19 protein-coding genes, 1 pseudogene and 1 riboswitch are annotated in these 22,279 nt (G+C 34.4%); of the genes and pseudogenes, 15 read left to right on the top strand and 5 right to left on the bottom strand.

Features of this window, described 5'->3' with window-relative positions; genetic code table 11:
• Positions 1-154 precede the first annotated feature (154 nt).
• The 4 genes and pseudogenes from G7082_RS15090 (at position 155) to G7082_RS14305 (ending at position 3,377) form a co-directional block, all read left to right on the top strand.
• Positions 155-952, top strand: a complete 798-nt coding sequence (locus tag G7082_RS15090; protein WP_238842664.1) for a PLDc N-terminal domain-containing protein — start codon at positions 155-157, stop codon at positions 950-952.
• A gap of 56 nt (positions 953-1,008) precedes the next feature.
• Positions 1,009-1,686, top strand: coding sequence for a phospholipase D-like domain-containing protein (locus G7082_RS15085; protein WP_238842663.1), 678 nt, complete (start codon positions 1,009-1,011; stop codon positions 1,684-1,686).
• A gap of 139 nt (positions 1,687-1,825) precedes the next feature.
• A pseudogene (locus G7082_RS14310) lies at positions 1,826-2,967 on the top strand (cysteine desulfurase family protein).
• A gap of 68 nt (positions 2,968-3,035) precedes the next feature.
• Positions 3,036-3,377 (top strand): DUF1831 domain-containing protein, encoded by a 342-nt coding sequence (locus G7082_RS14305; RefSeq protein ID WP_166035874.1) that lies wholly within the window; start codon positions 3,036-3,038, stop codon positions 3,375-3,377.
• A 35-nt stretch (positions 3,378-3,412) separates the two neighbouring features.
• Here the strand turns inward: G7082_RS14305 and G7082_RS14300 are convergent, their stop codons facing one another.
• Positions 3,413-4,597 (bottom strand): multidrug effflux MFS transporter, encoded by a 1,185-nt coding sequence (locus tag G7082_RS14300; protein ID WP_166035873.1) that lies wholly within the window; start codon positions 4,595-4,597, stop codon positions 3,413-3,415.
• Between the two features lie 285 nt (positions 4,598-4,882).
• Between G7082_RS14300 and mnmA the strand changes: the two genes are divergently transcribed.
• The 7 genes from mnmA (at position 4,883) to G7082_RS14270 (ending at position 11,964) form a co-directional block, all read left to right on the top strand.
• A complete protein-coding gene (gene mnmA / locus G7082_RS14295) occupies positions 4,883-6,010 on the top strand; it encodes a tRNA 2-thiouridine(34) synthase MnmA (RefSeq protein WP_166035872.1) in 1,128 nt (375 codons plus the stop codon).
• A gap of 65 nt (positions 6,011-6,075) precedes the next feature.
• A riboswitch (M-box (ykoK) riboswitch) is annotated at positions 6,076-6,244 on the top strand.
• A gap of 254 nt (positions 6,245-6,498) precedes the next feature.
• Entirely contained in the window at positions 6,499-6,627 is a 129-nt protein-coding gene (locus tag G7082_RS15160; RefSeq protein ID WP_275115395.1) for a hypothetical protein, read from the top strand.
• Complete coding sequence (gene mgtA / locus G7082_RS14290) at positions 6,587-9,247, top strand: magnesium-translocating P-type ATPase (RefSeq protein ID WP_166035871.1); 2,661 nt, start codon at positions 6,587-6,589, stop codon at positions 9,245-9,247. The genes G7082_RS15160 and mgtA overlap by 41 nt, the downstream gene beginning before the upstream one ends.
• Before the next feature lie 81 nt (positions 9,248-9,328).
• Entirely contained in the window at positions 9,329-9,610 is a 282-nt protein-coding gene (locus G7082_RS14285; protein WP_166035870.1) for a type II toxin-antitoxin system Phd/YefM family antitoxin, read from the top strand.
• Between the two features lie 290 nt (positions 9,611-9,900).
• Positions 9,901-10,371, top strand: a complete 471-nt coding sequence (locus G7082_RS14280) for a GNAT family N-acetyltransferase (RefSeq protein WP_166035869.1) — start codon at positions 9,901-9,903, stop codon at positions 10,369-10,371.
• A gap of 13 nt (positions 10,372-10,384) precedes the next feature.
• Positions 10,385-11,005, top strand: a complete 621-nt coding sequence (locus G7082_RS14275; RefSeq protein WP_166035868.1) for a histidine phosphatase family protein — start codon at positions 10,385-10,387, stop codon at positions 11,003-11,005.
• A gap of 308 nt (positions 11,006-11,313) precedes the next feature.
• Positions 11,314-11,964 (top strand): hypothetical protein, encoded by a 651-nt coding sequence (locus G7082_RS14270; protein ID WP_166035867.1) that lies wholly within the window; start codon positions 11,314-11,316, stop codon positions 11,962-11,964.
• Here the strand turns inward: G7082_RS14270 and G7082_RS14265 are convergent.
• A complete protein-coding gene (locus tag G7082_RS14265) occupies positions 11,961-12,212 on the bottom strand; it encodes a hypothetical protein (RefSeq protein WP_166035866.1) in 252 nt (83 codons plus the stop codon). The two genes, G7082_RS14270 and G7082_RS14265, sit on opposite strands and share 4 nt — an antisense overlap.
• Positions 12,213-12,227: 15 nt before the next feature.
• Positions 12,228-12,440: a hypothetical protein gene (locus tag G7082_RS14260; RefSeq protein WP_202983114.1), complete on the bottom strand. Its 213-nt coding sequence runs from the start codon at positions 12,438-12,440 to the stop codon at positions 12,228-12,230.
• A 136-nt stretch (positions 12,441-12,576) separates the two neighbouring features.
• Between G7082_RS14260 and G7082_RS14255 the strand changes: the two genes are divergently transcribed.
• The 4 genes from G7082_RS14255 to G7082_RS14240 all read left to right on the top strand — a co-directional run bounded on the left by G7082_RS14255 (position 12,577) and on the right by G7082_RS14240 (position 18,861).
• Positions 12,577-12,936, top strand: a complete 360-nt coding sequence (locus tag G7082_RS14255) for a DUF1033 family protein (RefSeq protein ID WP_166035865.1) — start codon at positions 12,577-12,579, stop codon at positions 12,934-12,936.
• The gene (locus G7082_RS14250; protein WP_166035864.1) at positions 12,884-14,965 is read left to right on the top strand and encodes a DNA topoisomerase 3; all 2,082 of its coding nucleotides are present in this window, start codon (positions 12,884-12,886) and stop codon (positions 14,963-14,965) included. The genes G7082_RS14255 and G7082_RS14250 overlap by 53 nt, the downstream gene beginning before the upstream one ends.
• A gap of 99 nt (positions 14,966-15,064) precedes the next feature.
• Positions 15,065-16,450 carry an aldehyde dehydrogenase family protein gene (locus G7082_RS14245; RefSeq protein ID WP_166035863.1) on the top strand — a complete coding sequence of 462 codons (1,386 nt, stop codon included), beginning with the start codon at positions 15,065-15,067 and terminating at the stop codon, positions 16,448-16,450.
• Between the two features lie 59 nt (positions 16,451-16,509).
• Positions 16,510-18,861, top strand: coding sequence for a DNA translocase FtsK (locus G7082_RS14240; RefSeq protein ID WP_420825015.1), 2,352 nt, complete (start codon positions 16,510-16,512; stop codon positions 18,859-18,861).
• Between the two features lie 56 nt (positions 18,862-18,917).
• Here G7082_RS14240 and G7082_RS14235 read toward each other — a convergent pair whose 3' ends face one another.
• A complete protein-coding gene (locus tag G7082_RS14235) occupies positions 18,918-19,799 on the bottom strand; it encodes a PhzF family phenazine biosynthesis protein (protein ID WP_166035861.1) in 882 nt (293 codons plus the stop codon).
• Positions 19,800-20,058: 259 nt separating this feature from the next.
• The gene (locus G7082_RS14230) at positions 20,059-22,155 is read right to left on the bottom strand and encodes a Na+/H+ antiporter (RefSeq protein ID WP_166035860.1); all 2,097 of its coding nucleotides are present in this window, start codon (positions 22,153-22,155) and stop codon (positions 20,059-20,061) included.
• Positions 22,156-22,279: the final 124 nt, after the last annotated feature.

The following is a 22,279-nucleotide window of genomic DNA, read 5'->3' as shown; positions in this document are numbered from 1 at the left end:
TCAAAAAATAAAAATTAAAAAAACAGGTTTATTTCGCTTAAGTTTGCGAGTAAACCTGTTTTTTATAAAATAATTGCCATTTTTATTATACAATAGTTGAAAGAGTGAGTATTTTAATATAGTATTTAGTATTGATAGAGAACGAGGTGATAGGATGAAAAATTTAATAAAATTAGTATCAAATCGAGCCATTATAATTGGGTTATTAATTTTGCTTCAATTAGGATTGTTGTTTGCTATTATTTTTAGGTTTCAAGAGTATTTTGTTTATTTTTATACAACGTACATTATTGTTTCAGCAGCAGTCATAATTAAAATTGTTAACAGTCGAACCAACCCAGCCTACAAGATTGCTTGGATTATTCCGATTATGTTGATTCCTATTTTTGGAACAGTGATTTATCTTGTCTTTGGTCGAATTCGTTTTACTAAAGAAGATAAACGTAAAATGTCACGCATCCAAGAAAAAGAAATGGAATTAATGCAAGAAACTGTAAAAGCAGTCCAAATAGAGGACGGCAATCATGATGCGGTGATTCAATCAAATTATTTAACTCAGTACGGAGAAGGCGCGTTGTTTAAAAATACAACCAGTCAGTATTATCCTTTGGGAGAAGATGCCTTTAAAGCCATGCTTGAAGAGTTAGAAAAAGCGGAGAAATATATCTTTATGGAATATTTCATCGTTGAAGAAGGTAAGATGTGGGATGCTATCTTAGAAGTCTTAGTCAGAAAAGCCAAAGAAGGTTTAGATGTTCGTTTTATCTATGATGATTTTGGCTGTCTGTATACATTGCCTCATCATTATTACCGTAAATTGGAAAACTTAGGGATTAAGAGTTGTGTTTTTAATCCATTCGTACCAGTCTTGTCTTCAATTTTCAATAACCGAAATCACAGAAAAATTACAGTCATTGATGGGAAAGTTGCCTTTACAGGGGAATTAACTTAGCAGATGAGTATATCAATGAAGTTGATCGCTTTGGTCATTGGAAAGATAATTCAATCATGATTAAGGGAGAAGCTGCTTGGGGATTCACGTTACTGTTCTTGTCTTTATGGGAATTTATCTATAATGACGATGACGAATTAAGTGATTTCTATCCAGAGTATAAAGAAGGCGAACTACCTGAATCAGAAGGGTATTATCAACCTTATGTGGATTCACCTTTTGACAATGAAACAGTAGGGATGAACGCCTACCTTAATTTGATTAACCGGGCGAAAGATTATGTGTATATTACGACGCCTTATCTAATTATTGATAATTTGTTGATGGAAGCCTTATGTGTTTCTGCTAAAAGTGGGGTTGATATTCGTATTATTGTGCCACATCAGCCTGACAAGTGGTATGTACATGCGGTAACACGTTCTAATTATGCTCAGTTGATTGAAGCAGGAGTTAAGATTTATGAGTACACACCTGGTTTTATACATTCAAAAACCTTTGTGGTAGATGGAATTTATGCCACAGTTGGAACAGTGAACTTAGATTACAGAAGTTTATTCTTACATTTCGAGTGTGGTATTTGGATGTATAAAACGCCTTCTGTCTTAGAAGTTTACGAAGATCACATGCAAACGGAAAGAGCAAGCCAGCTAATTACGTTAGAGGAAGCCAATGATATTAAATGGACGACTCGATTAGGAAGAGCGATGTTAGCAGTTTTCTCACCTTTACTATAAAAGAAGTGCTAGATTGAAGTTATTATGCGTTCAGCAAAAATAACTTCCAATCTAGCTTTTTTTTAGGATAAAATATACTTGTATTTTAATATTTTATGATATGATACTTGGTGAAGATAAGTAAGAAAAGAGTGGGAGTATGTCAGAAATATATTTGGATCATGCTGCAACAACACCAATGCATGAAGAAGTTATTAAAGAAATGACGCGAATTATGATGGATGTTTATGGTAATCCGTCAAGTATTCACCGATTCGGTCGAAAAGCTGAATTTGAATTGGAAAACGCAAGAGAAGAAATAGCTAAAGCAATCAACGCTCAGCCGAATGAGATCATTTTTAATAGTGGAGGAACTGAAGGCGATAATACAGCCCTTATTCAAACAGCTTTAGATAAAAAAGAATCAGGGAAACATATTATTTCAACAAATATTGAGCACAGTGCTGTTCTTCATTCCTTAGAATACTTAGAAACATTAGGTTTTGAAGTTACTTATTTACCAGTGGATGAAACAGGTAAAATTACTGTGGAGCAAGTGGCGAATGTTTTAAGAGAAGACACAATTCTTGTTTCAGTCATGTATGGTAACAATGAAGTCGGAACGATTCAACCGATTAAAGAAATCGGAGTATTACTAGAAGATCATCAAGCCTTATTCCATACAGATGCCGTGCAAGCATTTGGTACTGAGAGTATTGATGTGAAAATTTTAAATGTTGACTATCTAAGTGTCTCTGGTCATAAGATAAATGGTCCTAAGGGTGTGGGTCTTCTATATATCAAAAAAGGTGTTTTAGTTCCTGTCATGCTTCGCGGGGAGAACAAGAAGAAAAGAAACGGGCAGGCACAGAAAATTTAGCAGGAATTGTAGGGTTAGCTAAAGCCATTACGATTTTAAGTGATGAGCAAAAACAAATGAATAAAGAAAAATATCAAGTATTTAAAGAAATTATCTTAACCAAATTGAATGAATCGGGTGTTGATTTTGAAATTAACGGCGATGAAGACAATCATTTGGCTCATATTTTAAATATTTGGTTCAAAGGAATTCCTAGTAATATTCTCTTATCTAAGCTTGATTTATTAGGTTTTGCGATTTCTACAGGCTCAGCTTGTAGTGCTGGAAACGTGGCGCCATCACCGATTATTCAAGTGATGAAGAAAGAACATCCAGAAGCAGCTGTTGAATCGATTCGTATTAGTTTTGGCTATGGTTTAGAAAAACAAGATATTATTGATTTTTCAGATAAATTAGTCACAAGTATTCAAGGTTTTCATTAAAATAGCGTAGCTTTTCCTAAGAGATTTGTTTATAATTAAGTGTATAAATAGGTTTTAGGAGGAGAATTATGTCTTTTTTAGATAAAGCAACAGTTGAAGGTGCAACAACATTTTACAAGGTAAAAGAAACGGCGAGAGCATATGCCTTTAAGGATTATGGATTTAAAGAAACGGCTTCTGGAAACTTCCAATTAGTTCGTCCTTTAGACACTAACCCTCAAAACAAACAAAGTCCAAAATTAAAAATGACTGTAGCAAAAGATTTAAAAACATTAAAAATGTCAATCACAACACCCAATGGGTTGAAGAGCATGAACATTTTTAAAGGTGACTCTCACGAAGAGAAACAAGCACAATTCAAATACATCATGGCTGACATGATGCATTATGGCTGTTTAGAAGAAGCGTAAAAAAACGAGATGGATTAAAAGTCCATCTCGTTTTTTTATTGTATGTACTTCTTTGATAATAAGAACATACTTATGCCTAATCCTATAAAATAAAGTGGCATGATATAAAGGGTTCCATTATGAAGATAGCTCATACCAAATGTAATAAGGCTAACAAGTAGATAGTAACCTAAACTAAAAATCGCCCCAGCTGATCCGACAACGTCGCTAAAGTCCACAAGAGCCAAGCTTAAACAGTTTGGTAGTGCGGTTCCAGTTCCAAGTAGAGTAATAAAGATACTTGCTAAAATGAGTGTAAATTGTCCCCATTTTGGTAAGAAACTACTATAACTTGAAAGTAGTAAACAAACTGAGCCAAGAAGCATGATTTTTATTCCTAGTAAAATAATAACTTCAGCTTTTCTGACTTTTAAAAGTTTCTTTGAAAGAAGAGCACCAACAATTGATGCTCCTGCAATCACAATCCCTAAAAAGCCATATAAAGAAGCTGATAAACCAAATTTTTCAATGAAAATAAAGGGTGCTTCAGCATAATAACTGAATAAGATGCCATTAATTGCTCCAATTAAAAAGCCATAAGTTAGAACTTTAGGATTTTTAATGAGTCTGACAAAAATCGGCCATAAGGCAACTTTTTGTCTCGTTGAAACATCAAAAGTTTCTGGTAAACCGACAAAGGTATAGGCTAGTAGAAACAAACTCATTAGTACCAATGTTAAGAAGACCATTCTAAAACCAAAGTAGTTTCCCACAAAGCCACCAATTAATGGTCCGACTGCTGGTGTAAATGCTAAAGCAGCAGAAATTTGAGCAAATAGTTCATGACGTTTATTGCCAGAAAAGGCTTCACGTAAAATTGTTTGAGTCGTCACGGAACCTGTACTAGCACCAAAAGCTTGAATAAAACGGGCCAGTAATAGGAAGTTAATTGATGTTGAGGTGTAACAGAATATACTTCCAATTCCATATAAAACAATGCCGTATATCATAGCTGGTCTACGTCCGATGATATCTGAGAGATAGCCCCAAAAGAAGACACCAAAAGCAAAGGCTAAAAAGTAAATACTTAGAGTAAGTTGCGCCGTATTCATGGATACCTGAAAGCTTTGAGCAATCTCAGGTAATGATGGGGTAAATATCGTTTCACTAATTTGTGGGAATCCCACTAAGCAGATTAATAATAATAAAGTTGGTTGTTTTTTTATCGATGTTTTTTCCAATTTTAATTCCTCCGAATTTTTAAATTATGCGAAAAAAACATCCTTTGAAGGGAAATGGAGGTACCATAATCTTGATTTGATCTAAGGTAGACACGGTTTTCACCCTTTCTTATTTATTCTAGTGAAGGATAACATAGTTTAAAAATACTGTAAAGTAAAAATACTTTAAAGGAAATAATAAGAAATAGGTGATTTTTTATGAAAAAATGTATATAATGAAAACACTGAAAAATTACGACCTTCAAATCGTATTAGATTCAGAATCTAAGAAATGATGGTGATAGAATGAAAGATAACAGCGAGATTCGTGTTGTTGTTGGCATGAGTGGTGGGGTTGATTCATCAGTAACAGCCTTACTTTTAAAAGAACAAGGATATGACGTAGTCGGTGTCTTCATGAAAAATTGGGACGATACAGACGAGAATGGTGTGTGTACAGCAACGGAAGATTATAAAGATGTTGCCAAGGTAGCTAACCAAATTGGTATACCATACTACACGGTGAACTTTGAAAAGGAATATTGGGACCGCGTTTTTGAATATTTCTTAGCAGAATATCGTTTAGGTAGAACACCAAATCCAGATGTTATGTGTAACAAAGAAATTAAATTTAAAGCCTTTTTAGATTATGCAATGCAACTTGGAGCGGATTATGTGGCAACAGGTCACTATGCTCAAGTTACAAGAGAAGAAGATGGTACAACGCACATGCTAAGAGGTGTTGATAATAATAAAGATCAAACGTATTTTTTAAGCCAATTATCACAAGAACAGTTAGCAAAAACCATGTTTCCATTAGGACATATGGAGAAAAAAGAAGTGCGCGAAATTGCTGAACGTGCGAATTTAGCTACAGCGAAGAAAAAAGATTCTACAGGTGTTTGCTTTATTGGTGAGAAAAACTTCAAAGAATTTTTAGGTCGTTTCTTACCAGCTCAACCAGGCAAAATGGTGACTTTAGATGGTCAAGTTAAAGGTGATCATGCTGGCTTAATGTATTACACAATTGGTCAACGTCAAGGATTAGGTATTGGCGGAGGACAAGGTGAGTCAAGTGAGCCATGGTTTGTTGTGGGAAAAGAACTCGCAACGAATACTTTATTAGTGGGACAAGGGTTCCATCATGAACATTTATATGCTACAAAATTAACAGCCAGTGAGATTCATTTCACAGTGGATACTCCTCTTGAAAAAGAATTTTCTTGTACTGCTAAATTCCGCTATCGTCAACAAGATACTGGTGTTAAAGTTGTTTTAAACGATGATCAAACAAAAGCGACTGTTATTTTTGACGAACCAGTGAGAGCTATTACTCCAGGTCAAGCCGTAGTCTTTTATGATGGAGATGAGTGTTTAGGTGGCGGTTTAATTGATGCGGCCTTTAACGAAGAAGTCGAAAGACAATATGTTTAAATTTTTTTAGTTATTGGTTGACAGTTATTTAAAAATGATTTATAGTCTTAGGTGTTAAGACAATTAAATAGATTTGTTAGGTGAGGCTCCTATATGAACATAGGCTACTGCCCAAAAACGTCGAGAGACGCCAATGGGTATAACAGGAATTACCGATTTAAGGTTCTTCTTAACGTAGCTAAAGCATCTGCTTTTACGTTGTATAGTGCTAAAACTCAACGAAAGGATCTTAAGAATGCTTATTTAGTGATGAATTCATACCTCTCGTCGAGTTTTTGGCGAGAGGTTTTTTGTATGAATAACAAATAAAGTTAAAGGAGATGGAAACAAATGGACGACAGTAGTCAGAGTGAAAGTCAAAGGGGTTTGTGTCATAAGAATTATGTTTTAGAAGATATCTATTATTGTTTATTTGTTTCTAGAAATAAGTAATCCGCTTCTTTATCGTACTTCTTTCATAAACCCAATGAAGTGAGGAGGAAGCCTACATGCCAGAAGTAATTGTATTTTTACTATTTGTAAGTGTTGGATTGTCTCTTTGGGTGATATTTTATGGAAAGAAGGTAAAAAATAAAAATGGAAAACAAAGAAAAAGTGGTTCAAAAAAACGAGATTAATTATACAGTTTTCTCACAAGAAACCACAGAGAGCGTTTTAAACAAATTTAAAAGTAATGAAAAAGGTCTTTCGACACAAGAGGCTGAAAATTTAAGAGAAATTCACGGAGAAAATGTGATTTCTCATGGTAAAAAAACACCACTGATTGTGGAGATTTTAAAAGCATACTTCACACCATTCACGATTGTATTAATCACATTAGCCATTATTTCTTTCTTTACAGATTATGTGATTGCACCAGCGGATGATAAAGATTTAACAGGTGTGTTAATTATTGCAGCTATGGTCTTTTTAAGTGGTACGATGACCTTGATTCAATCAGTGAGATCAAGTAAAGCCGCAGAAAAATTAGGCAATTTAGTTAAAGTAACTGCCACTGTTTTACGAGATGGGCAAGAAATTGAGCTACCGATTGAAGAATTAGTTTGTGGGGACATTGTTAAGTTAGCTGCAGGAGACATGATTCCAGCAGATGTCCGCTTATTCCAAACAAAAGATTTATTCATCTCACAAGCTGCCATGACAGGTGAAAGTTACCCAGTTGAGAAAAAAGCGACTTATGAAATGATGGAACACAGCAGTGAAACTGATTTAGAAAACATTGCTTACATGGGAAGTAACGTTGTCAGTGGTAGTGCGACAGGTGTTATTGTTGCGGTAGGAAATAGAACTTTATTTGGTCAAATCGCAAAAGACGTGACTGAATCAAAAACCTTAACTAATTTTGATATTGGTATTAACAAAACATCTTGGTTATTGATTCGTTTTATGTTAGTTATGGCACCAACAGTTTTCTTAATTAATGGTTTAACGAAAGGTGATTGGTTAGAAGCTTTCCTATTTGGTTTATCAGTAGCAGTTGGTTTAACTCCTGAAATGTTACCAATGATTGTGACAACGAACCTTGTCAAAGGCGCTTCAACAATGGCGAAAAAAGGCACAATCATTAAAAACTTAAATTCCATTCAAAATTTCGGTGCCATTGATATTTTATGTACAGATAAGACAGGAACGTTAACTCAAGATAAAATTATTTTAGAATATCATTTAGATGTTGATGGTAAAGAAGATGCTCGTGTCTTACGTCATGCATTCTTCAACAGTTACTATCAAACAGGCTTACGTAATTTAATGGATAAAGCGATTATTGATTCAGCTAATGAAGAGCTAGACATTGATGTGGCTAATTACAATAAAGTGGATGAAATTCCATTTGATTTCCAACGTCGTCGTATGAGTGTTGTGATTGAAGATAATCACGGTAAGACACAGATGATTACAAAAGGTGCCGTTGAAGAGATGCTTGAAATTTCTAGTTATGTAGATTACAAAGGCAAAGTTATTGCTTTAACTGAAGAAATCAAGCATACGATTTTAAAAACAGTCGATGACTTAAACGAAGACGGCTTACGTGTGATTGCAGTTGCTCAAAAAACAAACCCAAGTGTTGTTGGTGAGTTTTCTATTAAAGATGAAAGCGAAATGGTCTTAATTGGTTACTTAGCGTTCTTAGATCCGCCAAAAGAAACAACCAAAGACGCGTTAGAAGCACTTAAGAAACATGGTGTTGGCGTTAAAGTGTTAACTGGAGACAATGCACTTGTAACTAAATCAGTGTGTAAACAAGTTGGTTTAGCCGAGGAAGAATTAATTACTGGTAGTGAAATTTCTAAAATGAGTGATGCTGAATTAACGGTAATTGCAGAAAAACACAACATTTTTGTTAAGTTATCACCTGCCCAAAAAACACGTTTAGTTCGTGTTTTAAGAAGCGCAGGTCACACAGTCGGCTTTATGGGAGACGGAATCAACGATGCACCAGCTATGAAAGAAGCGGATGTGGGTATTTCAGTGGATACAGCCGTTGATATTGCTAAAGAATCAGCAGATGTTATTTTGTTAGAAAAAGATTTAATGATTTTAGAGCGTGGTATTTTATCAGGACGTACTATTTTTGGAAACATTATGAAATATGTGAAAATGACAGCCAGCTCAAACTTTGGTAACATGTTCTCAGTGGTTGTTGCAAGTATTTTCTTACCATTCTTGCCAATGTTGCCATTACAATTACTATTCTTAAACTTGATTTATGATGTGTCTTGTATGTCAATTCCTTGGGATAACATGGACAAAGAGTACTTAGAAGAGCCTAAAAAATGGGATTCATCAAGTATTGGTTCATTCATGAAGTGGTTAGGACCAACAAGTTCAATTTTTGATATTACAACTTATGCGTTAATGTATTTCGTGATTTGTCCAGCAGTTGTGGGTGGTTCATATCACACATTAACAGCAGAACAACAAGTCTTGTTTATTGCTGTGTTCCATGCCGGTTGGTTTGTTGAATCACTATGGTCACAAACTTTAGTTATTCACACATTAAGAACACCAAAATTACCATTCTTACAAAGTAACGCATCATTTATTTTAACAACAGTGACAACGATCGGGATTGCGATTGGTTCAATTTTACCATTTACTGCTTTCGGTGAAAGATTAGACCTAGCACCATTACCATCAAACTACTGGGGCTGGTTAGCAATTACGGTTATTGCTTATCTACTATTAGTTATGTTTGTTAAGAAAATTTATGTAAAACGTTTTGGAGAATTATTATAAAAATTTTAGATGAGAGGTGGACACGGTTGTGTTGCCTCTTTTTTTTCGTACAATTATAATATAAGTAAGGAGGGGAAAACATTGGAAACTATAATGTATTCGGACTTTTTAAAAAATTTATGGAATTATGTGAAGCAAGTGAATGAGTCTTCTGATGGAATAATTGTGACAAACGGTAATATTGAAGAGGAAATTGTTATAATCTCGAAAAATGACTATGATGCTATGCAAGAAACTTTAAGAGTATTATCTAATAGTTATGTGATGAAAAAGATACGTCGTGGAGATGAACAGTTTTCTAAAGTTAATTTAGAAGTGCTAGACTTAACCAGTGATGTTTCAGCAAAAGATCATTATCAGTAAATTTTATGTTAGAGGTGGACACAGTTGTGTTGCCTCTTTTTTTATATATTTTTTAAGCCATGTAAACCCATAGAAACAGGTAAAAATAAAGCTTTAGAAAATATTTTTACTAACATAATAAGATTAGGTATTCCAGTTTGGAATAGCAAAAAAAGAGATAGTTCAAATTTTGACTACTGCCATATTTTTGAATGATAATTTGATATAATTAATAAATAAGAAGTTTAATTGTGATTCTATAGATATTATTAATCTAAAAAAAATAAATGTTTTGTTAGTGAGGCTGGAAAATGCTTAAGTTAGAAAGAGCAATACAAAAGGACATAGTACAGATTCATACGATTCAAAAAGGTGCTTTCAAAAAATTATATGAGAAATTCCAAGATAAGGAATCTCCTTATAACGAGACAGAAATGATTCTATTAGAGAAATTTCAACGTCCAAATAATTATTTTTATTTAATAAAACAGCAACAAGATGTTATTGGGTTTATTCGTGTGGTGACGAATAGGGAAGAAACAGAGGCAAAATTTAGTCCTATCGCCATTCTGCCAAAGTTTGATGGTTTAGGTTATGGTACAAAAGTCATTGGCCTCATTGAAAATGAATTTCCTAAAGTTAAAGAATGGTGCATCGCAACGATTTTTCAAGAAGAAAAGTTACTTCATTTTTATAAGAAATTAGGCTATGAAAGAGTGGATGAGTTGATCAGACTGCAAGATAATATGGATATCGTGATTCTTAAAAAGAAAATGTTATGAGGAGGAGAAAGGAATGTGGAAAATAATATTGGTTCAACATTGCCAATCAGAGCATCACATTAATGAGATGACAGGCGGATGGACAGATACACCTTTAACCAGTTTAGGGAGAGAACAAGCAAATTTAGTTGGAGAAAAAATGATTGGTTTGATTAATAGTGAAGAAGAGTATGTTCTTTATTCTTCAGATTTATTAAGAGCCTCTCAAACGGCTGAAATTATTGCAGGACACTTAAATTTAGAGGTTAATTTGGATCAAGGCTTACGAGAAATTAATACTGGAATTGCTGCTGGAAAAACAAAAGCGTGGGCCAAAGAACATCGAAATCCTAAAAGTAAACAAGGGTTTGAATTAAATTACCGTGAGTTTGAGAAAGGTGAGAGTTGGGGTGAGTTTTATACTCGTGTTTCTAACTGTTTAACTAGGCTTTATCAAAGTGAAGAAGGAAAAAATATTATAATTGTCACACATGGCGGTACATTAGGTTATATTGTGGCATGGTGGCTAAAATTCGAACCTGAAATGTTGAGTAATGCTTATTTTGCCTCATCTCCAGGTGGAGTTACGGTTTTAAGTCAAAATAATTATGGTCAACAGGAGATTAATAGATTTAATGACACGTCCCACTTGTAAAAAAGAAAGGAAGCGTGAGAGGTATGAAAAAATGGGCGGTATTTAATTGTGTTGCTGGAGCTATCATTTGTTTGTGTACATGGACATCTATTGTGAATTATGTCTTAATTGAGTATTATCAAGCATCTACTTTTATTTCATTTCTTATTTTAATTAGTTCACTTGTGTCTTTAATAAAAACAAAAGATAAGTGGAATATTTTAGGAATAATTCTTGTAACTCCTTCATTTTTAGTATTTCTTTTTTTTACCTACCTCATCGTCTTTCAAGTTCCACTAGCCCCATAACATTATTTTAGGAGGTTTCAAATGGTTTCAAAAAAAAAAGTTCCAAGTATTGAGTTTCTATGGTTAGGTTTATACGCATTTGCTGGCTTTAGTTTGGAATTGATACTGGATGTTGTTGTGAAAAGTATAAAAGGAAGTTCCTTAAGTTTAGGGTGGCACTTACTAATGACTAGCATGCTATGGTTGCTGTGTTCTTTGGGGTTAATTTTCTATTCAAAAAATCGTTTTGATTTTGATGTCTTAAAAAATAAAACGGAGCTTAGAAGAAAAGAAAAAATAATTCTTAGCATTTTAACTATTATTGTGATTTTAGTCACTAGTTTATTATTTAAAGGAATCAAACCAATGGTGGAATTCAATAATGGGTTAAAACAGAATTATTTACTGCTTTTATTAAGAATGATGTATTATGCGTGTGAAGCAATCTTGATAACATTAAGCATTGCTTTTTCACAGAAATTTTTTGAAGATAAGTTTAATATAAATAAAAAAATTCCTGTGGGAGGTTTCTTTTTAGCAGCAACATGGGGCGTGATTCATTTACTTTTACAAGGCATATCTGGAGGGGGTTTTGCCATATTTTTCTCGATTATAGCAGGACTGATTTATACGAACTGCCAGAAAGATTTTAAGAAAAGCTATGGATTAATTTGTCTTATGATTATTCTTTAAAAGAACAGCGTTAAAATCCAAACAAAACCGATTAGAATTAAAAGGACACCTTCTAAAGTATCGAGAAAATCAATACTTTTACGAAATTTAGAATCAGTTTGTTCCGTTGGTTGGTCTGTTTTTACTAAATATAGTTGAACAATACCTGTTGCAATGAGAAAGAATGGGTAGACATGATTGTGTTGACTGAAAAAAATAGTTCCTAGACCAATCAATATAATGGGAATAAGTAAATAGATTTTTTTCATTATAATGCGTCTCCTTTATTTTGATAACTTTTCAATTTCCAGTTCAATTAATTCAATTGAAATAGTGAGTGCTAAAACTCTTTCTTTTGAGAGGGTAATTTGAGACTTAAGATTTTTGCCATTATTTTGCTTTTCTTCTAGTGAAATAATGGCTTTTTCTATTTTATTTAAAGTTGAAACAAGTGATTTTTTAGCTTTTAAATAGTCTTCTAAAGTATAGTTCGTCATAGTTATTACCACCTTTTTAGAGTTATTGGTCTATCATTATACAATGTATCTTTTACAGTGTCTATTTAAGAAATAGAAAAATCTATAGCTGCCTATCTTATGTTATAATGAAAAGACGTTTAAGGAGGTCGTAGTCATGTATCAAGTGATTGTAACGTATAGTGAAAATGAGCCATGGTGGTTTTTTGACGAGTGGCAAGAAGATATTAAAGAAAAATTTGAGTACGATTGTTTTTGCCAAGCAAAGAAAAGATATGATACTCTGGCAAATAAATTTGAAAAAGAATTTGAAGAAAATCGAGTGAAACCTCCTTTACTTGCGGCATTTTGGAATGATGAAGAGTTGATTTATTGCGAAGATTGTGATGAAGAACTTCAAGCCTATAAAGGATTAATGTTAGTGAAAGATTACCAAAAATTAGATGATGGAGACTTAGAAAAAAATGAAGCAATTAATAATAGCGGAAAAGCCAAGTGTTGCCCGCGATATCGCTAAGGTATTAGGCGCAACTCAAAAAAGTAAGAACTATATCGAAGGAAAAAATGTCATTGTGACATGGGCATTGGGACATTTATTAGGTCTTAAAATGCCAGAAGACTACAATAAAGATTGGGCAAATTGGGAGATGAACACACTACCAATGATTCCTAAAAAATCAGGGATTAAACCCTTGCCTAAAACACGCCCACAACTTAAAGCAATCAGTCATCTCGCTAACCGAAATGATGTCTCAGAAGCTGTTATCGCAACAGATGCTGGGCGTGAAGGTGAACTTGTGGCTCGTTGGATTTTAGAGTACGTGAAATTTAAAAAGCCAGTCAAACGTCTTTGGATTTCTTCACAAACAGATAAAGCCATCAAAGATGGTTTTAGAAAGTTACAACCAAGTAAAGCTTATGATGATTTGTATTATTCAGCGATTGCTCGAGCAGAATCTGACTGGTTAGTTGGTCTTAACGTGACTCGTGCCTTGACGGTGAAATACAAAGATAGCTTGTCAGCAGGGCGTGTGCAAACCCCGACTTTAGCCATGGTTAGAAAACAAGAAGAGAAAATAGAAAAATTTAGACCAGAAAATTATTTTACGCTAGATTTAAAATTTCAACACTTAAACGGAAGACTTCAATTACAGAACCCAAGACAATTTAAGTCTCGTGAAGAGCTTGAAAATGTGGTTAAACAGATTGAAAAAAATCCAGTTAAAGTAGTGGATATTAAAGATAAGAAAAAAACAGAAACAGCACCATTACCTTATGATTTAACTGAAATGCAACGAGAAGCCAATCAGCGCTTTCAATATTCAGCTAAGAAAACCTTAGGAATTATTCAACGTTTGTATGAAACTCATAAAATTGTGACATACCCTAGAACGGATTCTAAATATTTAACAACAGATATGAAAGATACGATGAAAGATAGACTCCATGCGGTAACAACTTTAGACAGTCAACGAGTGAAGTCGATTATTAAAGATGGGGCTGTTGTGAAGCAAAAAAATGTCTTCCAAAATGCGAAAGTAACGGATCACTACGGATTAATTCCAACCGAACAAGCACCAAGATTAGAAAAATTAGATAATGAAGAAATGAAAATTTACCGCTTGATTGTGGAACGTTTCTTAGGTTTATTTGAAGAGCCATTTGTTTCTAGCAATCAAACAATTACAGCTAAATCAGGTGAATTTACTTTCTTATTCCGCCAACAAAAGATTGAGTCTTACGGTTGGAAAAAAGAAAAAGAAGAAGTGAAAGAGCAATTAACATTTAAAGTTGGCCAAGGAATTCCTTTTAATTTTACAATCAATAAAGAATTAACGACACCACCAGCACCTTTAAATGAGGGAACGCTACTTGGTCAAATGGAAAAACATAGCCTAGGAACACCAGCCACAAGAGCTGAAATCATTGAGAAATTGATTAGTTCTGATTTAATGGAACGAAATAATGGGAAATTAAGTGTGACACCAAAAGGAAAACAACTTTTAACTTTAGTTAATCCTTCTCTTGTGACACCTGAATTGACAGCCAAATGGGAAATTTCTTTAGAAAAAATTGCTCAAGGGAAATTGAATCACCGAACGTTTATTAAAGAAATTGAACAAGAAACCGCACGCTTGGTGAAAGAAATAAAAATGAGTGAAGATAAATATGTGGATCATGCTTTAACAACCAAAGATTGTCCAGATTGTGGCTCTAAATTACGTGAGAAAAACACCCGAGATGGAAAAATCTATGTGTGTAGTAGTGACGAGTGTTCATACAGACGTCGTAAAGATCCGAAAGTTTCCAATAAACGTTGTCCGCAATGTAAGAAGAAAATGGAAATTTTAGAGAATAAAAACGGGGCTTATTTCAAGTGTAAGAACTGTAATTTATCTGAAAAAATGGACAAAAAAGGTGGTAAAGGCAAAAAAATGACCAAACATGAAGAACGTCGTTTGGTGAAGAAATATGCTGCTGCCGATGAAGAAGAGCAAGAAAGCCCACTTGCATTAGCATTGAAAGCCGCGATGAAAGATCAATAAATAAAAGCAAGGCAGGAACTTAAATCAAAATTTAAGCCTCTGTCTTGCCTCTTTTTTAGCTAAGTAATGGTATAATGAGCAGGTGAGGGGGTCTGTTTGATGGAAGAAAAAATTAAAAGAGTAGTAACTGAGCAACGTCAATTTTTTGACACACAAAGAACATATCCTATTGAATTTAGATTAAAACAATTAAAAAAATTAAAGGAACAAGTGAAGCGGTATGAGGATGATTTACTTGATGCGTTGTACCAAGATTTAGGGAAAGCCCCAAGTGAAAGTTATATCACTGAAATCGGTCTTGTTTATCGTCATATTGATGAGATGATCAAAAAATTACCTAAGTGGGGGAAAGAAAAACGAGTGAAAACGCCACTTTTTTTGTTACCTGCTAGAAGCTATACTCTACAAGCACCATACGGGAATACGTTAATTATTGCGCCATTTAATTATCCCGTACTGTTAACCTTAGATCCTCTAATTGGTGCTATTGCAGGTGGTAATACAGCTATTGTCAGCATGTCGGAACACACAACAAAGACAAATCTTATTTTAAATACGCTGATAGCAGAAGCATTTTCCGAGAGTTATCTTTTCTTTTTAACAGGTAGTAAAGAGTCGAATGAGCTATTATTAGACCATCGTTTTGATAAGATTTTTTTTACTGGCAGTCAAAAAATAGGGCAGATTGTCCTAAAAAAAGCAGCGGAATTTTTAACTCCAACAACACTAGAACTAGGTGGGAAAAGTCCTGTCATAGTAACAAAATTTGCCGATCTAGAACTTGCGGCAGAACGGATTGTTTGGGGAAAATTTTTAAATGTAGGTCAAACTTGTGTTGCTCCTGATTATTGTTTGATTGATGAGAGTATAAAGGAAGAATTTATCCCTTTATTAATTAAAAATATCCAGCGCTTTTTTGGAGAAGAAATAGAAAAGTCACCTGATTATGGTAGATTAATTAATAATCAAGCTCTTGAAAGATTATTGATACTTTTAAATCAAGACAAAGAATATATCGAATTTGGTAGTCAGTTCAATGAATCTGATCAATATTTGGCACCAACGATTGTCTCAGCCGACATTGAAGAGCCGCTAGCTTTAATGGAAGAAGAAATATTTGGTCCGATTCTGCCAATTTTGAGTTACCAAAAATTAGATGAAGCAGTGACTTTTGTTTTAAATAAAGATAAACCACTAGCTTTTTACCCTTTTAGTAGTGATCAAGAAGAGTTGGCGTATTTGATCCAAAAAATTCCTTTTGGAGGGGCGACAATTAACGATACCATTCTTCATTTAGCTAACGAAGAGCTGCCTTTTGGCGGTGTAGGAACTTCTGGTATGGGAAGTTATCATGGTTTCAAAACCTTAGAAACATTTACCCACACAAAATCAATTTTAAAGAGATCGACCTTATTAAGGATACCTTTGTTATTTCCACCTTATACGGCGGATAAAACTAACTTGATTCGCCGTTTTTTTAAGTAAATTCACAAGTCTCTTTGTTTATAGTATAATGTGGAATGATAAAAGTAAGGAGTTTAGATATGGCAGCGAAGAAAAAAGGAAAAGCACCAACAAAAAAACAGAAACAACAACAGGAGAAAACCACTTACTTTCTAATTGGTGTAGGATTTATCGTCTTTGGTATTATTGGTGGTTTAAAACTTGGCTTTTTAGGAACACTAATGGCTAATGTTTTTCGTTTTTTAGTTGGGAATACATACATAGTGATGGCAGTTTTACTCATTATTTATGGTGTGTTGCTTTTATTTATGGGGAAAGACCCTAAATTTAAAAGAAAAACAATTTGGATAGGTGGGCTGATTTTTTATGTTAGTTTACTGTTATTCATTGAAATAGGTTTATTCAAACAAATTAATCGAGATACAGCAATTATTTCATTAACATGGCAAAAAATATTTGCAGATATTAAAGGAAATCAAGTGAGTCAATCAGTTGGTGGAGGAATGCTTGGTGCCACGCTTTATAGCATGACTTACTTCCTTGTTTCAAAATTTGGCTCTTATGTGATTTCATTTATTGGGATGACGACAGGTGTGTTACTCTTTTTAAATGTTGGATTGTCAGATGTCATCGAGAAAACCCGTGTCTGGGGAGGTAGTTTGTTTAGTTCGGTTGATGAAAGAAAGCAGCAATTAGCAGAACGAAAAGAAGAAAAAAAAAAGCTGAAAATAGCGAAAGAGAATGAGAAAGTTTCAGAAAACTCAGTTAGAAAAACAACTGCAGGTGAGGAACTGGCTAGTAAAAATAAAGAGCAGGTACCAGACATTGAGCCTGAGCAAATTAAGTTAGAAATTGACAGTTATCAAGATAACTATCAACGTCAGCAAATTGAACGACCTAAAAAAGAACCAAAAGTAGCAAGTGAAGAACCTAAAGAAGTGGAAAGTAAGTTACAATTTGATATCCCTGATGAAGTGGAAAATTTAGATTATATCTTACCTTCTAGTGACTTGTTGGAGGATATTCCTTTAACAGATCAAAGTAAAGAATACAAATTAGTCGAGAAAAACGTCAAAGTGTTAGAGAGAACTTTCGATAGCTTTGGGGTAGATGCTAAGGTGGTTCGTGCAAGCCTGGGTCCTTCTGTTACTAAATTTGAAATTCAACCAGCTGTGGGTGTTAAAGTGAGTAAAGTGGTCAGTTTAACCGATGACTTAGCACTGGCATTAGCAGCGAAAGATATTCGAATGGAGGCGCCAATTCCAGGTAAATCACTTATCGGTATTGAAGTACCGAACCAAACAACGAGTATGGTTTCATTTAGAGATGTGATTGATGCTCAAGAAAGTCATCCTGAATCACTTCTTGAAGTGCCATTAGGACGTAGTATTTCAGGTGAAGTCATGTCTGCGGATTTAACGAAAATGCCTCATTTACTAATTGCTGGATCAACTGGTAGTGGTAAATCGGTTTGTATTAACGGTATTATCTCTTGTTTATTAATGAAAGCTAAACCAAATGAAGTTAAATTAATGATGATTGACCCAAAAATGGTGGAGTTAAACGTTTATAATGGGATTCCTCATTTATTAACGCCAGTTGTTACTAATCCAAGAAAAGCGGCTCAAGCTCTTCAAAAAGTAGTGGAAGAGATGGAACGCCGTTATGAATTATTTGCAGGATTTGGCGTTAGAAATATGACTGGTTATAACAATATGGTGAAAAAACATAACGCCCAAACTGGTGAGAATAAAGCTTTATTACCTTACATTGTTGTGATTGTTGATGAGTTAGCCGACTTAATGATGGTTGCCAGTAATGAAGTGGAGGACGCGATTATTCGTTTAGCCCAAATGGCTCGTGCGGCTGGGATTCATATGATTTTAGCAACTCAACGACCAAGTGTGGACGTTATTACTGGGATTATTAAAGCCAATGTCCCTTCTCGAATTGCTTTTGCAGTATCGAGTGGGATTGATTCACGAACAATTATCGATGGTAATGGGGCTGAAAAATTACTGGGACGAGGAGATATGCTCTTTGTGCCAATGGGTGAAAATAAACCAATTCGTGTTCAAGGCGCCTTTATTTCCGACGAAGAAGTGGAAAATATCGTTAGTTTTGTAACGAATCAACAGGAAGCTGATTATCAAGAGCACATGATGCCTTCAGAAGAAGTGGAAACGTCATCTGGTGGGGGTGCAGCAGTTGATGAGTATTTTGAAGAGGCGAAAGCATTGATTGTTGAGATGCAAACCGCAAGTATTTCTCTCTTGCAACGTCGCTTTAGAATTGGTTATAATCGTGCGGCTCGTCTAATTGACGAACTAGAAGAGCACGGTGTGGTTGGACCTTCAGAAGGAAGTAAACCACGGAAAGTGTTGCTTACTTATATTCCAGAAGAAGAGACCTTCGTTGACGAAGACTTATAAACTATAAAGACCACTGAAACTAGATTTTTAGGCTAGTTTCAGTGGTCTTTTTTAGTTTAAATCAAAATATTGTTCTTAGAAACAAAGGTAATGTCTCCAGAAATACTCACGTGAAGTTGCTCGTTATCTTTTTTTAGTTGGACTTGTACAAAGCCCTCTTTTTTGACTTCATAGCCTTGTTCAACTAAAAAAGAGGTCGTTTCTCCTGATTGAATAGGAGCTACATATTTTTCATAATAAGCCCCCATAACACCAGAAGCCGAACCAGTCACTGAATCTTCCACAGAACCTGTTAAAGCGCCAGAGAAATGACGACTATACATCAAGGCTTCTTTGGTTTTCGTTTCCAAACAAATCGGGTGAATAGAAGCGTTCGGAAAATCCTTTAAAATATGAATAAATTCTTTGTTCTGTGGAATCATTTTTTTGAATGTTTCTATTTTTTTAATAGGAACGATTAATGTCCAAGTGCCGGTTGAACCGTAGCAAATCGGATAAGTTGAGTCAATATCATCAGCTGAAATATTCATAACATTGGCTAATTCTTCAATAGAGCTTTCAAATTTTTGGAATATAGGTGGGTGTTGATACATGGTTATTTTACCAACTGAGTCAATAGAAATAGGAACTATTCCAGCCTTGGTCTCGATATTTAGCGAAGATTTATCTGTTATTTTTTCATCTAATAAGTACCTAACACCAGCTAACAAGGCATGCCCACAAAAATCCATTTCAGATTCTGGGGCAAAAAATCTAAAACTAAAGTCAACTGTTGAGTTCTTTGAAATAAAGATCGTCTCATTAAAGTTGATTTTTTTAGCAATGGCTTGTTGCTCCTTTGTTGCTAAGGGTTTTAAAAGATTGATGACAGCAGCAGGGTTTCCTTTATCTTTTGTGGTAGTAAAGACTTGGTAATGAGTCCAGTCCAATGAGTTCATATAAAAGTTTCCTCCTATTTTGATTAATTTAGCTGTATTATAGCAAAAAAACAATGAACCGTGATTTTTATTTTCACAGTTCATTGTTTGATATACCTTCCAGTTACTTGGAGCAAAATGATTTTTTATTCACGCTATGTAGTCTGGATTCAAAAGGCAGCTCCTGCGGCAACTTCAAAAATAAAAATTAATCGGAAAAAGCACCGATTATTTTTTATTTCCTCCAGCTGCTTGGAGCAAAGCGCCTTTTTCATCACGCTTATTCATCAAACGAGCCTTGTAGGAAGGTTGTTTCGTTGTAGTTTAGTGATTGTCGTAGTTGGTTTGCTAGGCTAGCTGAAATTTTTCCTTGTTCTAGTAAACATTGGACGACTGATCTTTCTTCGTCAAGTGTTTTTAAGAAGTACTCTTGATAAGCTGTCTGATACTCATCTTTTTGACGAGTTTGGTAATTTTTGATTCGGTCCATCTTACTTTGGTATTCTAAAGTAATTTGGTCTAAGATTGATTTTTTTAAAATAAAATTCTCTTCTGTTTCATCTAGACGTTCTTTGATATCTGTTAATGTCATAATCGCGTACTTAGAACATTCGCTTTCCAAAAGAATCACATCCCGATGAGTACCTTCTGGTTTATAATTTTGACGTAAGAACGTTTCTACAATAATTCGTTTGGTTTTCTTTTTAGCTTTAAAGAAAGACTGTTTCATGATAATTGAGAAGTTAGTGCTGTGGGCACGCTTTTTATAATTTAACATTTGAATGTAATTCTTTGTTAAAATTTTCGGGAAGTTATTTTTCTCGATTAAAGACATAGCAGCGTTAAATTCACTTTGCACCGCATCTTTACGGTAGCCCATTTCAATTTCATGGTAGAGCTCATTAGATGTCACTGTATCATTTAAATAAAGATTTTTAAGTTGTTTATCTAAATCATTGAGCAAATCTGTAATGACGGTTTTATTATCAGAAGCGAGGTCGTTCTTAAGTGAACGTATTGCCTTTTTCGTCATTAGTTTTTTCGCTTCAATTTCTGAAAGATCAGAATCATCTTCACTTTCCTCTCGTTCTTCATCAATAAAAGCACTATCTCCTGTTAAGATTAAGCGGGTTCTTTTCTTAGTTAAGAAAGGCAGCGTCACAACTGCGACGATTAAACTAGTTAAGATAACCCCACTGGCTAGGAAAATGATTAAGTAGCGTTCTTTAAAGACTTCTCCGTCTTCTAAGAAGAAAGGAATCGAAAGCACCATTGCCATTGTAACCGCACCTCTAACCCCAGTTAATCCAGTTAAAAGGGCAGTGTAGAACTTAGGTTTGTGATTAACCATGTTACGTGATTTAAGGTAGCTAAACCACATATAACCGTATGACCAGAATGTTCTGATTGTTAATAAAACAAGCCAAATTGAAATAACGTAACCGATTAATGTCCAGTTATTAATGGTTGGGTTGATGATTGCTGAGTGCATAGCAAAAGGTAAAAGTGCCCCTAAGACCACGAATACAACCCCGTTCAATTGGTAAATAATAATATCCCAAACTTTGTTGGTTACTAATTTAATTTCTGAATACTGTCGTCTGTATAAAGGTTCTTGTTGAATCGAGACAACCCCTGCAACCACAACTGCGATCACGCCTGATGCGTGGAATATTTCAGCCGCAATGAAGATGACAAAGGGAGTTAAAATTTGAAGTGAGGCATGAAGAATAACATCTTGAATACCTTGTCTAAGAAGTAGATTTTCTACAAAATAAAAGACTTTTGATAAAACATAACCAATGATGACTCCAACGATACTCATGTATAGAAAATCAATTGTTGCGACTTTCCATGAAAAGACACCTGTTAAAAAGGCTGCCATCGCATATTTAAAGGTAATCAACCCACTGGCATCGTTGATTAAACTCTCACCACTAATTAAACTCAAAATCCGCTTGGGTAACTTAACTTGTTCCGCTATCCCTTGAACCGCCACCGGATCAGTTGGTGATAAAACAGCTGCTAAGGCAAATGATAAAGGCAATGAAATTTCTGAAACAAAGAAGTTAATCATAAACCCACCTAGAACAGTTGTTAGTAATACTAGCCATATAGCGTTTGCAAAAATCGGTGCCCGAAGTTCCCAAAGTTCTTTTTTTGGAAAATGTTTTGCATCACTGTAAAGCAATGGTGCAACAAAGAGTAACATAAACCAATCTGTTTCAAGATCGATTTGTAAATTTAAAACGATTGCTGCGAGTACCCCAATTGTAATTTCAATTAGAGCAGTTGGAATGGATACCAAATAATGGCTGATAATATTCGATATAATAACGAGTAATATCAATAATATAATTGTTTCTAACACTGCCATGAAACACCTCCGTAATTTATTTCTATTCTAGTATAACAAAAAAACCACCTATTTTTTAATTTTTTTGTACTTTTCTTCAGACAAAATGTGTTATCTTACAAAAATGTTCGTTTGTTGTTAGTCC

Origin of the sequence: Vagococcus hydrophili (assembly GCF_011304195.1) — a bacterium.
In the GTDB taxonomy this organism is placed as follows: domain Bacteria; phylum Bacillota; class Bacilli; order Lactobacillales; family Vagococcaceae; genus Vagococcus; species Vagococcus hydrophili.
This window is presented reverse-complemented; position numbering and strand designations above follow the sequence as displayed.